This window comes from Alteromonas hispanica (assembly GCF_010500915.1).
In the GTDB taxonomy this organism is placed as follows: domain Bacteria; phylum Pseudomonadota; class Gammaproteobacteria; order Enterobacterales; family Alteromonadaceae; genus Alteromonas; species Alteromonas hispanica.
This window is the reverse complement of the sequence record NZ_JAAAWP010000009.1, coordinates 35,670-51,576: the sequence shown is the minus strand read 5'-3', so window position 1 is coordinate 51,576 and position 15,907 is coordinate 35,670. Positions and strand designations below refer to the sequence as shown.

The window sequence follows — 15,907 nt, the reverse complement described above, 5'->3', positions numbered from 1 at the left end:
GTCAGTAATTCGCCTTTTGCAAAAAGCTTTGTAGGATATTCCAAGTAATTACGCCAATGATATCGTTAAAGTCTTGGTCGTAAATATAAACTGCGCCAGAGCGCGATTTTTTAAGATGTTCGTACACTTCATGGAGAGTAGTTTGAGCACTTAGCCCCTCCATTTGATAATAGCTTAAGGCCGCCGCATCGTGCTCTAAGCTCACATTGTATTGCACCAACTTGTATTGCACATCAATTTCGAATTTAGACTGCTGAATCACAATTTTGGTTGGCTCTTTCTCCAAATGATCGGTAAGCGCTTTTTCTGGTGCATCGTTAAATAGCTTGTAGTTGGTATCCATGGCTGCCAGAACGCCTGTTTTTTCTAACGCTTCCCGAATTGACGAAATGGCGTAGGGAAGATTTTGATAGTCTAATTGGAGAATAAACAACGAACGATTTTTGAAAAACTGCGTTGATGTTACGTACGCAGGCACAATTACCAGCATGGCTGGAAGAATAATTTGCGGGCTGTAGGAAAGCTCCATTACTGCCGAAAGCGCAGCCAGCGGAGCGTGTAGTACTGCTGTTAGCATTCCTGCGATACCCAATAATGCAAAGCTGTTCGTGAATTCAGGTACATCAATAAAGTAAGACAAGGGAAGCAAGAGTACTGCGCCTGCTAACATACCAATTACCATCACCGGGCCGATAATGCCACCTGGGATCCCTAAGCCGATAGCAAAAACAGCAAGTACCACTTTAAAAACCAGAACAGCTATTAAAAGTAAGGTTTCTGGGTTGCTAGCGAATAAATGCTCAACATCGATAAAGTTGGCTCCTAGCGCTTCTGGCAGCAAAGCACCAATAGAGCCTGTAATACACGCGGCTAGGATTAAGCGCCATACCATTGAAACTGGACGAAACCATGTCATTACACGCATTAATTGCCGATTGAAAAGAGTCGCTAGCATGCCAAGCAAAATTCCTAGCACAACTAAATACAAATACATCCACTGGCTAAAGGCGGTGAACGATAGAAAAGAAAGCTCGTTAACCTCGCCAAAAACAATACGGGCCAGCACCGAGCCACAGGCTGCGGCAAGCATGATAGGCACGAAGATATGTATTTTATATTCTCGCAGTACCACTTCCATTACAAAAATGACCGCGGCGAAAGGCGTGTTAAACGAAGCCGAAATTCCGGCGGCAATACCACAACCGGCGAGAATACGAACGCTGTTATAGGGCAAGCGAAGCCATTGCCCCAACAAGCTACTACTTGATGCGCCCATATGGACTGAGGGACCCTCTCGGCCAACAACAAATCCGCCAGCTAGTGCAAGCATGCCTCCAAAAAATTGGTTAATAGTAGTTCGAAAAGGAATATGACCGTAGAAGTATTTCACTCTATGAATAACGAATGGGATCCCCAATCTATAGTGTTTAAAGCCGGTTAAAAAGGCGATGAAAAGAATAATACACACGCTGATAAGGGGCATAAATAACCAAACTAGCCACTCTTCAACTAACCAGGATTGCAAGGTAGACACGCCGGTTTCGCGAAGCCAATCAACGCAAAGGCGAAATAAAATGATGATAAGCGCAGCAAACGTTCCGCCAACAATACCTAATAGGCATAGCTGAACCGATGTGCGTGGGTGAGCCACTTCCTGTCGTAAAGCCTGAAAGCGCATGATGTGATACAGTAAAGTAAATGTAATTTAAAGCTTACCACAACCACTTAAATTTCATAATGTTAAGAATAGGCTCTTAGCATTTAAAAGCAATGACAAACTTTTTAATGAAGTAAACGATGACAGCAGACCAACTCAAACACTTTTTAGGCAACCACAAGTTTTCGCTGCTCATGGCGTTTTTAATGCTGGTAATGGTTGCCTTTGGTTATCAGCTAGCACGCTATATGGACGAAGGCGACAGACTGACCGTAACCGCGCAGAAAGAGACTATCGATATACTATCGACAGAAAACAATACGCTCACTACCCGTGTTAATCAGTTAGATGTAGAGCTTGAGCTTACGCAACTCGAAAATGAATCGCTAACGAAAACCTTGGTGGATATAAAGCAACAGCTTAACGAGCAGCAGCAGTTATTAACCTTTTACGAAAGGGTAGTTGCACCAGAAAAGTCAGAAAAAATATTTGTAGCTGAGGATGTTGAATTATATGCAGCAGGGGATAATCAGTATCAGCTTAGAATGGTTTTGCTTCAGCCCAGTCAGCAAAAGTCGGTAATTAATGGTTCTCTAAAATTGAGCATTGCAGGCACACAAGAGGGTGAGTCTGTTACTTTTAGTTCCGGGGATGGCAGTTTTGTGGGAGAAAACATTAAATATCGGTTTCGATTTTTCCAGGCTGTAAATGTGACGTTTACCCTGCCCGAGAACTTCAATCCTGAGACTATTATGTTGACAACTGAAGTTTATCGCTACAAAACAAGTAAAGGCGGCTACGAACGTTCTATGCGCTGGGATGATGTAAAAGTAGATGGAACGTCTGGCGCGGTGAGTACGCTATAGCGTTTAAAATCTTCTCAAAAAAGCAATTGCCGAATAAAAAACGAGTTCCGAATAAAAAAGTACCGAATAAAAAAGTGCAGTAGCGATATCGCCACTGCACTTTTATTTATTTGTTTTTTAAGGCTCAGTTTTACAACTCTTAACTAGCAGGGAAGTTATGCTTCAACCGTTACTGTACCCTGCATTATGCCAATGTGACCCGGGAACGAGCAGAAGAACATATATTCTTCATTGGCATCTAAGTCTTTGACTGAAAAGGTTGTGGTGGTCTCTTCACCACCGCCAATAACATCAGTTGCACCAATTACTCTTGCATCGTTGGGCTTAAGGTAATTGTTATCAAGTCCTGCACTCATGCCTTCAGTCGCGACAGCTTGGCCGTTTGCTTTTGTTGTCATTACCCAGTTATGACCCATGGCTTGTTTCGGTAACTGTCCAGTATGCTTTAATGTAACTGTGAAGTCGTCACAGGTTGCCGGAATTACAACGTTCGATGTGTTAAATTTCATCGCATCGTTACTTTCAACAGTAACCTCACATTCATTTGCATAAGCGGCGTTAGTTGATGCCAACATTGCTGCCATTGACAGTGCAGTACCAACAAAAATTTTCTTAATCATAAAAGAACCTCTTTTCAAAATGTTTTGGCTGCAATACTACCCAGCCTATTAATTTACCTACACTTTTTACGTGATGATATGGTGTAAGATCATCTTATTGATAATAGTTATCATTAAAATATTTTTGGTTTTGTTAGCGAATTGTTCGCCTTTACCCCTATAGCCGTCACTTCGTTGGTTCATATCCTTGGCGGGGTGAAACGTGCCATTGAGTAGTTAAAAAAAGCTCGTTTTTATGTGCTGTTTTTTATTGGCTCGTCTTGATGTGATTACACAGACTCTTGAAAAGTCTTTTTAACGAAAGTGATCAAAACCGCCTAATATGATTACAAAATTGTTAGAAAGTCCGCTGCAAATAATAGACGCTTTAACTGAAGAAGGAGATGTTGGCATGGCGAACAATACACGAATTGAAAAGGACAGTATGGGTGAATTAGAGGTGCCGCATGATGCGCTATTCGGCGCGCAGACTCAGCGTGCTATCAATAACTTCCCCGTTAGTGGCCAGCGATTGCCAGAGCCATTTATTCGCGCACTTATTACCGTTAAAAAAGCAGCAGCTTTGGCCAATATGCAGCTTGACGCTATTAGTGATTCAAGAGGAAACGCCATTGTTCGTGCCTGTGATGAACTGTTAAACAGTGACGATGTGATGCAGCATTTTCCCGTTGATGTTTTCCAGACCGGCTCTGGAACAAGTTCAAACATGAACGCTAACGAAGTTATTGCTAATGTTGCCAGTAAATTTGCAGACGAAGTAATCCATCCAAATGACCATGTGAACTATGGACAAAGTTCTAACGACGTCATTCCAACCACTATTCATGTAAGCGCCGCATTAGAACTCGCATTTCGCTTAATCCCCTCTGTAGAAACTTTAATGGAACAGATTGAGGTGAAAGCCGAGTCGGTTTCACAATATTGTAAAACAGGCCGTACGCACCTAATGGATGCTATGCCAGTTACCATGGCGCAAAGCTTACTTTCATGGGCATCGCAACTTAAACAGCAACTCAACACGCTACGCGCAATGCAATCGGGTATTCAAACGTTAGCACAGGGTGGTACGGCAGTAGGCACAGGCATTAATGCGCACCCAAACTTCGCAGCAACGTTTGCGAATACCATGAGCGATTTAACCGATTTATCATTTAGTCCAGCAGATAATTTTTTTGCATTAATAGGCTCGCAAGATACAGCGGTTACGCTGTCGGGTGCTGTTAAATCGCTGGCGGTAACGTTGATGAAAATATCGAACGACTTACGCTGGATGAATTCTGGGCCACTTGCTGGGCTAGGAGAAATAGAGTTGGAGGCGCTTCAACCTGGTTCTTCAATTATGCCAGGAAAAGTGAATCCGGTTATACCCGAGGCCGTTGCGATGGCAAGTGCTCAAGTAATGGGTAACGACACTGCAATAACGGTAGGCGGTCAGTCCGGGAACTTTGAGTTAAATGTAATGCTGCCAATGATTGCAAGTAACTTGCTGTCTAGCATTTCATTAATGACAAATAGTGCATCGCTTTTAGGCGAAAAAGCTATTAAAACCTTTAGTGTAAATTCCGAATCTATTGAAGATGCGCTCTATCGAAATCCAGTTTTAGTCACCGCTTTAAACCCCGTTATTGGTTATGCTAAAGCCGCAGAAATAGCTAAAGTGGCTTACAAAGAAAATAAACCAATACTCGATGTTGCAGAGTCGATGACGAGCTTATCAAGAGAAGAACTGGCTTCATTGCTAGACCCTAAAAAGCTTACGTCAAACAAGTGATACCTCACTGAAGTTTTCCGATACTAACGTTTTCAAAATTTATGGATATTAAAAGGCGCTGTTGCTGACAAGCATGGCGTCTTTTTTCGTTTGCCTACTTATTGTTCACTTAATAGGGGGAAGCAACTTATTGTTATTTATTGTGCAATAAGTAGACGTTTATTTCTGTAAGTTTCGCTTTATAGTTGCTGTGTGGGGGATTTTTGTTACAGTTGACACAACAACATGCTGTGGACACTGTGGGCCCGTCAAACCAGCGTCTTTAGGGCCTTTTTGGGAAGAATAAATGACAGAAACGTGCTTTCGCATGAAGGGTACAACGCTTACCAGCATTGTACTGGAAATAATCGACTTTGATCCTGATGTATTTGAATCTCAATTAGAGGCAAAAGTAGCGAGTGCTCCGCAGTTTTTTACGCGCTCCTCGCTTATTATACATTTGCAAAAAACGCTTTCGGCAACAGAATTCGAGCTGCTTATTGCATTGTGCAGACGCCTGCAGCTTCAACCTATGGCAGTAAAAGGAGACGTGGCTGAGTTAAGACCGGTGATAAACGATCTTGGTCTTGCCGATATTAGTCAAAGCAAAACCTCAGATAGTGACATCAATACCTCAACTGCCGACGCTGCTAATCAGGCTGAGGCTAGGCAAACAGGGGCTAAGCAAGCAGAGGTAGGTAAAAACACCGGCAATCACAATAAAACGCCTTCTGCCAGTCAGGTTAATTACAGTGCACCTGAAGTAGAGGCTACTCCTGTGGTGCCTGTATTAAAGCCCGCAAAAGTAATTATGCGCCCGGTGCGTTCAGGTCAGCAGGTTTATGCCGAAGGAAGTGACTTAGTGGTAACCGCATCGGTAAGCGAAGGGGCTGAATTACTCGCAGATGGCAATATTCATGTTTATGGCACTTTGCGAGGTAGAGCACTAGCTGGTGTGAAAGGAAACAATAATGCTCGAGTTTTCTGTCAGTCATTAGATGCAGAACTCGTGTCAATTGCAGGGCAATTTATTATGCACGACACCGTTAAAGGCGAGTGTTGGAAGAAACCTGCTCAAATATATTTAGAAGAAGATACGCTACGCATAGAAGCGTTGGTTTAACGGTTTGTGCGCGTACAAAGGAAATAAGTAAATGGCTAAGATTATTGTAGTAACGTCGGGTAAAGGCGGCGTGGGCAAAACCACTTCAAGTGCGGCTATTAGCACAGGACTCGCGCTAGCTGGGCATAAAACCGTGGTCATCGACTTCGATGTTGGCCTGAGAAATCTCGACCTTATTATGGGTTGTGAACGTCGAGTAGTTTACGACTTCGTTAATGTGATTAATAAAGAGGCGTCGTTAAAGCAGGCGCTAATCAAAGACAAGCGCACTAGCAATCTCTTTATTTTGCCAGCATCGCAAACTAGAGACAAAGATGCTCTGACAATTGAAGGTGTTCAGGCAGTGCTAGACGAGCTTAAAGAGAGCTTCGACTTTATTATCTGTGATTCTCCGGCAGGTATCGAGCAAGGGGCGCAAATGGCACTATACTTTGCTGATGAAGCTATTGTAGTGACCAACCCAGAAGTTTCGTCAGTGCGAGATTCAGACCGTATTCTTGGTATATTACAAAGTAAATCTATGCGGGCAGAGCAGGGTAAAGCGGTAAAAGAGCATCTTCTGCTTACCCGCTATAACCCAGCACGTGTTGAAACAGCAGAAATGTTGAGCGTAGCTGATGTTGAGGAAATTCTTGCCATTCCGTTACTCGGTGTTATTCCAGAATCTGAATCGGTATTAAAAGCGTCTAACCAAGGCCAACCTGTCATACTGGATGAAGAAGCAAATGCAGGGCAGGCGTATACAGATGCAGTTAAGCGCCTGCTTGGTGAAACTGTTGAACATCGTTTCCTTGATGCAGAGAAAAAAGGATTCTTCAAGCGTCTACTAGGAGGAAAGTAATGGGTATTTTCGACCTGCTAAAAAAGAAGCAAAAGCCAAGCACAGCTGCAGTGGCCAAAGAGCGCTTGCAGATAATAGTGGCACATGAGCGCAGAAAGCGTACGGAACCCGATTATTTGCCTATGATGCAGCAAGAGATTATCCAAGTTATTCGCAAATACGTGGCCATAGCAGATGACCAAGTGTCTGTGCAGCTTGATAACAACGATGACTGCAGCGTGCTAGAGCTTAATGTGACTTTGCCAGAGTCTTAAAAAGAAAAAGGTAGCATTAGCCATTGATTTGCCCTGTGATATAACAATGAAAACTTATCCGGGAGTGTTATCACAGACATTGCAAAACCTTATCGTAAATAGCGTTGAGCATGCCTTTGATGTTCACTCAAATAATGAAATAGTAATTTCAATTCGACGTGTTACCGATAAAGTGATTATAGAACACAAAGACAACGGTAAAGGTGTCTCTGATAATGTTAAACACAAACTTTTTGACCCATTCGTGACAACCGCGAGAGCTGCGGGTAATTCCGGTTTGGGACTACATCTTGTGCATCAATGGGTAACTAACGTGTTGGGTGGAAAAATTAAGGTGAATTTTAAAGCGGGTGAGACTGTATTTACGTTGACCCTACCTATAGAGCAACAGGCGAACGACGATAATAGCGAATTAAACTAGCTTTATTTGCTTGAAATAATCAAGTATTAGATAATGAGACGTAGTAAAATATCGTGATAGGTCATTAACGTTAGGGGTAAATATGTCAGTCGAAACGGCGTTGCCAATTGAGTTTTCTGATGCAGCGGCAAGCAAAGTAAAGGCGCTGGTGACAGAAGAAGAGAATGCAGACCTTAAATTACGCGTTTACGTAACGGGCGGAGGTTGCTCTGGGTTTCAATACGGATTTACCTTCGATGAAAAGGTGAATGAAGGTGACATGACGATTGAAAAAGACAGCGTCACTTTAGTGGTCGACCCCATGAGTTTACAATATCTTGTTGGTGGTGTTGTTGACTACGTAGACGGCTTAGAAGGCTCTCGATTTTTAGTACAAAACCCAAACGCCACAACAACTTGTGGATGCGGAGCAAGCTTTAGCGTATAACGCGCGTAGTTCAAAATAGGGCAGGTACACGTTACTCTCTTTATGGTATCTGCTCTAAGAGTCCTTTCATCAAATTCTATTTTCAACCCGTACCTTTTGTGTCTACACTTACCCATACAATGGATTTGCTGTAGGACGTTTTTATGAAACTGTATGGCTCTACCACGTCACCTTTCGTTAGACGTATTCGTATCGTACTTGCCTCAATAGATCACGAGTTTTTAAACTTACAGATTTTCTCTGGTGCAGATAGGGAGCTATTAGCTTCTCGTAACCCCACGTTGAAAGTACCTTGCCTTGAAGACGGCAGCGAAATAATTTTTGATTCCCGAATTATCTACAACTATCTCGCGGATAAATATCAATACGAGCCTTTAACATGGGAGGCTGAAAATCAATTAACCCTTATTGACGCTGCGAACGACTCATTTGTACAACTGCTTTTGCTGAAGCGATCTGATTTCGATATAGCGCAGGAGAAATTTTACTTTAATTTGCAGAGCGAGCGTATAGAGGGAGTGTTAACGTCGTTATCAAACCAGATAAATAAGGGCCTTTTTAGCGGGTGGAATTACCCCGAAATATGCCTTTACTCATTAGTCGATTGGGTACTGTTCCGAGAGCTACACGACATGCGAGATTACCCTGAGTTACTGATATTTCATGAAAAACATCAAGACAGGATTGAAGTGACTGCAACAGACCCACGCATAGAGTATTAATTACTAATAGCCCTTTGCAAAGTCGAGCTTATACAATAGGGGCAGTCCGTTGTTAAAGCGCTGTGCGTTATTTAAAAACACCTGAGCTACATCTTCTGGCTGCGATTCTGCCGCTGTGTGGGCGGTGATTGAAACCTTCGGATGATGCCAAAAAGCATGCTCTGGGGGCAGTGGCTCTTGTCTAAACACATCCAACACCGCATGGTGCAGCTTATTGTTATTCAACGCATCAAGTAACGCACGATCATCTACTGCGCTTCCTCTCCCTGCGTTAATGAAAATGGAGTGAGGTTTAAGATGTTGAAAAAAGTTATCTGACAACAGATTTTTCGTTTGTTCAGTGTCTGGCATTAGATTGACAACATGGTCTGCGCGCTTGGCAAACGCACTAAGTTGTGAAGTGGGGTACATGGCTTCTGTACCCTCGACCTTGCTAGCGCTTCTCGACATGCCAATAACTTTCATACCAAAGGCGTGGGCCACCGGAATAAGCGCTTGTCCTATATTCCCTAAGCCCATAATACCTAAAGTTAACCCGTTGAGTGGCTGACGGGATTCAGCCTGCCAAACAGGAGGTTGTTTGCTTTGATTGTTACTAAATGCAGGTATATTTCTGGCAAATTGCAGCAAATAAGCGAATACATACTCGCGCATTAATTCACCGAAAACGCCCTTTAAACCAGTAAGCTGATAATCGGTTTTATCAAGACGAAAAAGAGGTGCATTTCCTGCCCATGTAGACTGACACCATTTTAGGTTATGGCAATAAGGAATAACCTTGGCGGCTAAGTTTGGATCTGCTAGCAAGACTTCAACGTTATCTTTATTTACGTCTTCAGGGTTGTTAGATGCAACCACAATGTCCAGGTTTTTAAACTCGGTAGGGCAATGTTTTGTTTCGTTACCCATCTTATCAAGAATGGCGCTAGCAATTTGCTTTGCCTCTTTGCTTAATATTGTAATTTGAAGTGCACCGTCAGAGCTTGAATTCATTAGACCTTCACTTATAAAGTAAACTTTTCTTTCCTACCAAAGAGGCAATTATCGCATGGGTGGTTGTTCTAAAGTTGTGAATATAGTTTTACATTTTCGTTAATGAAAAGTGTCATCATTTAACGGAATTATCATGCAGTCGAATAACACTAACAACTTTCAGGCTATTTCGGTAGACCATGCCAAAGTGCTTTCTCCTAAGCGCAACAGCACAAAAGCAGACTCTACACAGGCGCTGGTTAATGAACAACTCGCTCACTTTGGTATCGATGAACAAAGCGACTACGGCAGGGCTTTAGCACAAACCGCGCACCACCTATATGGCGCGCAATCCAGTGTAGTGCAGCTTTGGGATATTACTAGTAATACCCTTCAATCTCTAGATAAAGAGGATAGGGTGGCATACTTCAACGCCAAGAAATTTTTATCTTTTCAAATCGCTAAAATTTTAGACACCCTACAAAACCCATTTCGTGCTACCTATCAAAGCTTATCGAGTGGTAATGGATCGCAAGGGCATTACCCGTTATTTGACAACGTAACCGCGCTGTTTTCGGCCACTCCCGTGGTTGTGAGAACGGCAACCTATGTGTATGCCTGCACCGAATGGGTAGACGACGCGTTTCAAGGCAAAGAATTTACGCACCAAATATACTCGCGCTTGTTAAACCCCACCAATATTTCACTAGCCAACGCCATTGTAGACATGGAAGCAGGCCCCTATGCTTCTGAATACCTTGCATGGAACTTTAACTCAGGCATGGCGGCTATCGACGCCATGTTATCAAATGTGTTAAGCCACGGTGATGTGCTAATTGTATCTAGGAATGTTTATGGCGGGGTTTACCAACTGCTTCACGATTACTTTGCCAGATCAAATCGAATGGATATTCAGATTGCTTGGTTTGATGGCTACGACAAAGAAAGTTTCGCCGACTTTATGGCGCAAACCAAGCAGCAGTATGCTGAGCGCCTAAACAAGGGGGCATCGATGCATGTCTACATGGAGTCTCCTTGTAATCCGCACGGTTACGTTCTCGATGTTCCTGGCATCAGTGAACTTGCTCACGCCGAAGGGGCGTTAGTGATGCTTGATTCAACGTTGGCCACCCCAGTATTACATCAACCTTTGCAGCATAAAAATAAAGCAGCCCGACCTGACTACGTGGTGCATAGTTATACCAAGGATTTATGTGGTAGCGGCGCCACTACCGCAGGTGTTGTTATTGGCCAAGGTCACCGTATGTTCCAACCTAAAGGAAGCAGTGTAGATGGAGTTGATTGGTCGCAAACCATGTTTTGGGATGTGTACTACATAAAAGGTGCCTTTCTTGATTCAGAAAAGGCGTTTGACGTGCTTAACGGTATGAAAACTCTTGAACAGCGTATGATGACTAAGGTGATTAATACAGAGGTATTCACTGCCTTTTTAAGCTCTCATCCCCTCATAAGAGTAAATTGCCATGCGTTGCCAGAGCACAGTAATGCCGGACTTCGCGAAAAACAGCATGCCCACGGATGGCCATGTACATTGTTTACTATTGATATGGCTCCTGCAGGTTTAACGAGAGATGTATTTACCCGCTTTTTCGATGCACTAGAGCCTGCATTTAGCCATCAGGTGAGTATTGGGCAGAACAACACTATCGTGCTGTGCCCTGCATTAACGTCGCATTCTGAGCTAAGTGCTGAAGAACAGAAAAAAGCAGGTATAGAGCTTACTACCATGCGTATTGCCATGGGGACGGATAACGTTAAGCAACTTATAGCTCACTTTATTTTAGCTGCACGACACTTTATTGATGCCGGCGCACCAGGTTTCAGTGATGAATTTATGAGTAATGAAGCTATTGATGAACTGTATTTACGTGTAAGTGAGCGAGTGTGCGCACAACACTTTGGCAGTAAACCCAGTATGGCATCGCTTATGAGTACACAGAGTTGAAACATAGCAATGGGAACATTTATTAAAGCAACGCTTATGTATGGCCGATACTGAGAACAAATGCGTGCTGTAAAGCGCAATTCCTGAGCTTTTTGAATTCATGATTATCAAGAGTTTATTATCAGTAAGCTAATTATCAACAAGCTCGGGTTTTGCTTAATCAATAAGGCCAACTTATGTACCAATTCACCATAGACGTTACGTTTACTGCACCTCTTTCGTTTATTTATGCTTCATTTCATGAAGTCGAATATTTGTCACAATGGTTTGCGCCGGGTAACTGCTCAGTTACGCAAGTGATGAACGATTTTAAAGAAGGCGGACGATATCGAATTAAGATGATGGAGCCAAACGGTGCAGAAATGTCTCTAACAGGCGAATACGTAACTATACTCACCGATGAGCAATTGGCTTTTTCATGGGCGTGGGAAGATAACTTAGACGAGTCTCATATTACTTCCGTAAACATCCATTTTAATGAAGTGGAGCCGGATCGCATAAACGTAGTGTTAATGCAAAGCGGCTTCGTTAATAAAGAAGAGTGCGATCAGCATGAATACGCATGGATGTCATGTTTGGAAAAACTAGCGGTATTAGCCGATAGACAAAAAGCGTTGAATTAATTTCTCGTGGCCATTGCAATATCACTGCCGTTGAGCTTCGTTCACTGACAAGAGGCAAGTATAGAAGCCGGGTTTTGAATTTGCCCGGCTTTTTTCGTTGCTTATAATTTTTTGACGTTATCGCCGCTGTCACGGTCAATAAGTTTCACGAATGGGTCGACCCCAGCATAGTAAGGCTTTTCAGATACGGTCACGGTAATTTTATTTTCACCACTCACGATCTTATGCTTCGCCTTGTAGAGTATTTGACTGTCATCCTGCAACTCCGATGGCTCGACAGTAAAAATAGCAATATCAACCGACTCATCAAGAGGTTGTTCAGTTTCCATGCCCTGTCCGTCGGCAGCGAACTTCGCTCCACTAACTGAGAGCGTAACTTCATAAGTATCACCTAACGGTTCAACAGTTACGCTATCTAGTTTTAAGTCATATAAGGTGATTTGTTCAAATAAATCAGCAATAAATGCTTGCTCATCGGGCGTAGCAACCGCATTGAGTTCTGCCTGTAGATTTAACGTAGTGGGGTATGGATTAGAATTAAAGCGAAAGTTATCGACCAGCTGTTTAAGCGCCGTATTCAAGCGCTCTTCACCAAGACGATCCAGAATTGACATCATCACCACCGAGCCTTTGCGATAATGGATGTATTGTTGGTTCTCACTGCGCATAAAGGCCATTTCTTCGAGTATTTCTCCGCTTCTTCCACGCAGATAGCTGTCTAGCTCGTATTTCAGGAAGCGACGAATCTGGTTGTCGCCGTAGCGCTTTTTCAGCACCATAATCGCACTGTACTGAGACAAACTCTCTGACAGTATAGCGCTACCTTGGACATCCGCAGCGCCCACCTGATGCCCCCACCATTGGTGTGCTACTTCATGAGCCGTTACATAATACACGTAGTCGATAGCTTCGGGATCGCGCAAATCTGCAATAAAGCCAATGTTTTCAGAATAGGGCACTGTGTTGGCAAAACTTTGTGCAAAAGAGCGATAGCCAGGAAATTCGATAATACGCATTTGCTTATGTTGATAAGGACCAAATTCAGCTTCAAAGTAGTCCAGTGAATCTTTTACGCCCTGTATCATCACATCCACATTCCAGGAATGTTTAGCATCGTAATACACTTCAATGTTTACGCCATTGTGCTTATCGCGTTTCACTTCATGTTTGGCAGATAAAAAAGAATAAAATGCCACCATGGGTGAATCCATTTTGTAATGAAAATAGCGCCTGCCGTTTTTTGTCCACTCTTTTTGCAAGTATCCAGGGGCAATGGCGATCTGCTCTGGCGAGGTTGAAACGGTGGTTTCAAAGTCTATAAAGTCGACGCCTTTGCCAAAAAAGCTTTGTGAATACTTACTGCTATCTTCAAGCTTATTGGCTCTTGGCCTTTCAGGTAAACCCCGTTTACGACGCTCATGGCGGTCATTAATTAGCAAGTCGCTGCGAAACCCCATCACGGGGAAAAGTGAATAGTTGTCGATAAAGGTGCCGTTTTCGGCCAAAGCAACATCGAAATCACGATCTTTGAAGCCTGCGTGATCCCTCACAACACTAATGTTACCAGCGATTTCAGCACCAGGTGCCAACGGCTTTTTGAATTCAAGCCACGCTGAACGGTATTCTGGCATCATTTCCACAATTTCTGCGCCGGGTATATCGATATTCCACTCTGGAGTATGCTGCGGATAAGACACTAAAACGCGACTGATAGGAGTATCTTGCTTATTCTTAACCACTACTTCAGCAGAAGCTTCAATGCGGCGCTGGTGAGGGTAGATATCCACCAACGCATTTACTTTGGTGATTACCGGAATGTTGGCATTTTCAAACTCTACGAACTTTTGCTCGTATTCAGCGCGCCTGTCAAGACCCTCATCTCGACCTACAAATTCATTGAGAATTTTGGTGTTGTAATGAATAAAGCCGCCGCTAGCTATAAATACTACTAGGCTGGCTGCTAACAAGCTTTTGCCGCTTTTACCTAATTGATAGCCAAGCAACTTAACGCGATCTTTAAGCTTAGATTCAGGGCCGCGTTGCCAAAGGCCATAGCCTACCACCGATAGTGCCAGACTTAATGCGCCCCAGTAGAGCATGTACCAGTTAAAGCCGGTTAAGAACCATCCATAGCCGTTCAGGTCGGAATATAACACGTTTGGTGCCCCACCAATTGCCCACATGTTATGCTCTATACCTATCTGATTAAGTACGAGAGAAGAAATTAAATAGGCTGAAGCGATCAACATGCCTAAGTACTTATTTGGACTAAGCACTTGAATAAAAAACACCAGGACTGTTATCCACATCCAAGGCAGTAACTCAACATAGAAGAGTTGACTGATATACAAGCCCAGTTCGAGGTTGCTATAGCCTTGGGAAAGCTGGAAGAAAATAGTAAAAACCATGCCTACCGCGTATAACACGGATAGTACAGCCCACATAGATAGAAGCTTCGACACCCAGAATACCGCATTAAAAACGGGGGTAGACTCAATAATATCACCCATTCCGCTGGTGCGTTCACGCCACACAATTTCACCGCTGTAGTAAATCAGCACAATCATCATGGTTAAACCAAAATTGTCCACGATAGCGCCCGTCATAGTTTGTGTCAGCGGCCAGTTGTCTGTGCCATATAGCCCACCGTAAGGAACAGCATACAAAGAAGAGAGTTGGAAAATACTAAATAACATCAGCACAATCATGGCTGGGCTGAACAAAACCTGGCGCATTTCAAAGCCCAGTGTTGTTATAAATTTTTGCCACTGGTGTGCTGCAGAAGCTTGGTAATCAATGCGGTTACCGCTTGGGGCTGGCACTCTCGATGCCTTTGTCGGCCTTATTTTTTTGTTACCTTGTTGCCATTTGAAAGAGAATAAGTTACCGAATAGAACCAGCACTATACCGCCGATAGCAAGCCAAATTAGCCTGTTTTGCAACAAAACTCCTTCCAGCGTTATGACAGTTTGGTTTTTATCAAACACAGTCCAATAGCGGCTGAGTTCGCCAAAAGTGCGTAAGGCAAATGGATCAAGTAAAGCGCCTATCTCGCGATATTCAGGTTCGCTGGTGAGCGTTCCACCTACCACGTACACAATAAATACGCCTAATGCGGTCAGGTATGCGGCCATCATTGAGCGTACTCGCTGCGTCAACGCATAAAAAATCATACCCATGGCTAGAAAGCCTGGAACCGTAATATAGAAAAACACGGTTAAGTAAAAACTAAAATTTGTAGGACCAACGCGCTCTGGGTCAACCCATGGCATGAGTGAGCCAACTAGAATTCCCAATGGCACAGTTGCAAACACCGTTAACGTTATCAGCAACGCTCCTAAAAAACGCCCCAGTTGATATTGCAGAGGGTTAACTGGCCTCGTGTAGATTAGCTCACTCATTTGTGAAGTATGATTACGAGTAGCGGTGCCAGCGATAAAATTCACAAGTAAAAAGAGTGCAAAAACTCCCATAATTAGAATGGTTTGCGCAATGGCATAGGTGCCGTTGTAAAGTACATTACCACCACCGCCAATGCGCACACCGTCTGTTGCGGTAGCTAAAAACGGCAATAGGAAAAATACTAAGGAAGTAACGATAAAAGATGGCTGACGCAGATAATATCGCCATTCAAAACCAAGCGTCTTTAAAAACATAGCAGCTCT

14 protein-coding genes are annotated in these 15,907 nt (G+C 43.3%); 10 read left to right on the top strand and 4 right to left on the bottom strand.

The window, feature by feature from the left end; genetic code table 11:
- Nucleotide 1: 1 nt before the first annotated feature.
- On the bottom strand, nucleotides 2-1,678 hold the full coding sequence (locus GTW09_RS13820) for a chloride channel protein (protein WP_163112364.1): 1,677 nt from the start codon (nucleotides 1,676-1,678) through the stop codon (nucleotides 2-4).
- 119 nt (nucleotides 1,679-1,797) lie between these two features.
- On the opposite strand from GTW09_RS13820, the gene GTW09_RS13815 reads away from it, so the two are divergent.
- A complete protein-coding gene (locus GTW09_RS13815; protein ID WP_163112363.1) occupies nucleotides 1,798-2,523 on the top strand; it encodes a DUF6776 family protein in 726 nt (241 codons plus the stop codon).
- 155 nt (nucleotides 2,524-2,678) lie between these two features.
- Here the strand turns inward: GTW09_RS13815 and azu are convergent, their stop codons facing one another.
- On the bottom strand, nucleotides 2,679-3,143 hold the full coding sequence (gene azu / locus GTW09_RS13810; protein WP_071980492.1) for an azurin: 465 nt from the start codon (nucleotides 3,141-3,143) through the stop codon (nucleotides 2,679-2,681).
- Between the two features lie 391 nt (nucleotides 3,144-3,534).
- Between azu and GTW09_RS13805 the strand changes: the two genes are divergently transcribed.
- From GTW09_RS13805 to GTW09_RS13775, 7 genes are all read left to right on the top strand, one after another.
- Nucleotides 3,535-4,914, top strand: a complete 1,380-nt coding sequence (locus GTW09_RS13805; protein WP_163112362.1) for a class II fumarate hydratase — start codon at nucleotides 3,535-3,537, stop codon at nucleotides 4,912-4,914.
- A gap of 286 nt (nucleotides 4,915-5,200) precedes the next feature.
- On the top strand, nucleotides 5,201-6,016 hold the full coding sequence (gene minC / locus GTW09_RS13800; protein WP_163112361.1) for a septum site-determining protein MinC: 816 nt from the start codon (nucleotides 5,201-5,203) through the stop codon (nucleotides 6,014-6,016).
- A gap of 31 nt (nucleotides 6,017-6,047) precedes the next feature.
- Nucleotides 6,048-6,857 (top strand): septum site-determining protein MinD, encoded by an 810-nt coding sequence (minD, locus tag GTW09_RS13795; RefSeq protein WP_071980489.1) that lies wholly within the window; start codon nucleotides 6,048-6,050, stop codon nucleotides 6,855-6,857.
- Nucleotides 6,857-7,111 (top strand): cell division topological specificity factor MinE, encoded by a 255-nt coding sequence (gene minE, locus GTW09_RS13790; protein WP_071980488.1) that lies wholly within the window; start codon nucleotides 6,857-6,859, stop codon nucleotides 7,109-7,111. Before minD ends, minE begins: the two co-directional genes overlap by 1 nt.
- 46 nt (nucleotides 7,112-7,157) lie before the next feature.
- Nucleotides 7,158-7,532 (top strand): sensor histidine kinase, encoded by a 375-nt coding sequence (locus GTW09_RS13785; RefSeq protein WP_163112360.1) that lies wholly within the window; start codon nucleotides 7,158-7,160, stop codon nucleotides 7,530-7,532.
- Nucleotides 7,533-7,614: 82 nt separating this feature from the next.
- Nucleotides 7,615-7,959, top strand: a complete 345-nt coding sequence (gene erpA / locus GTW09_RS13780) for an iron-sulfur cluster insertion protein ErpA (protein ID WP_071980485.1) — start codon at nucleotides 7,615-7,617, stop codon at nucleotides 7,957-7,959.
- 143 nt (nucleotides 7,960-8,102) lie between these two features.
- Nucleotides 8,103-8,681 carry a glutathione S-transferase family protein gene (locus GTW09_RS13775; protein WP_163112359.1) on the top strand — a complete coding sequence of 193 codons (579 nt, stop codon included), beginning with the start codon at nucleotides 8,103-8,105 and terminating at the stop codon, nucleotides 8,679-8,681.
- Nucleotides 8,682-8,684: 3 nt separating this feature from the next.
- Here the strand turns inward: GTW09_RS13775 and GTW09_RS13770 are convergent, their stop codons facing one another.
- A complete protein-coding gene (locus GTW09_RS13770) occupies nucleotides 8,685-9,674 on the bottom strand; it encodes a D-2-hydroxyacid dehydrogenase (protein WP_163112358.1) in 990 nt (329 codons plus the stop codon).
- A gap of 133 nt (nucleotides 9,675-9,807) precedes the next feature.
- Here GTW09_RS13770 and GTW09_RS13765 point away from each other — a divergent pair, with 133 nt between their 5' ends.
- Both GTW09_RS13765 and GTW09_RS13760 read left to right on the top strand, forming a co-directional pair.
- A complete protein-coding gene (locus GTW09_RS13765) occupies nucleotides 9,808-11,619 on the top strand; it encodes a trans-sulfuration enzyme family protein (protein ID WP_163112357.1) in 1,812 nt (603 codons plus the stop codon).
- A gap of 176 nt (nucleotides 11,620-11,795) precedes the next feature.
- Nucleotides 11,796-12,242: an SRPBCC family protein gene (locus GTW09_RS13760; RefSeq protein ID WP_163112356.1), complete on the top strand. Its 447-nt coding sequence runs from the start codon at nucleotides 11,796-11,798 to the stop codon at nucleotides 12,240-12,242.
- 101 nt (nucleotides 12,243-12,343) lie between these two features.
- Here the strand turns inward: GTW09_RS13760 and GTW09_RS13755 are convergent, their stop codons facing one another.
- Nucleotides 12,344-15,898, bottom strand: coding sequence for an ABC transporter permease/M1 family aminopeptidase (locus tag GTW09_RS13755; protein ID WP_163112355.1), 3,555 nt, complete (start codon nucleotides 15,896-15,898; stop codon nucleotides 12,344-12,346).
- Between the last annotated feature and the right edge of the window lie 9 nt (nucleotides 15,899-15,907).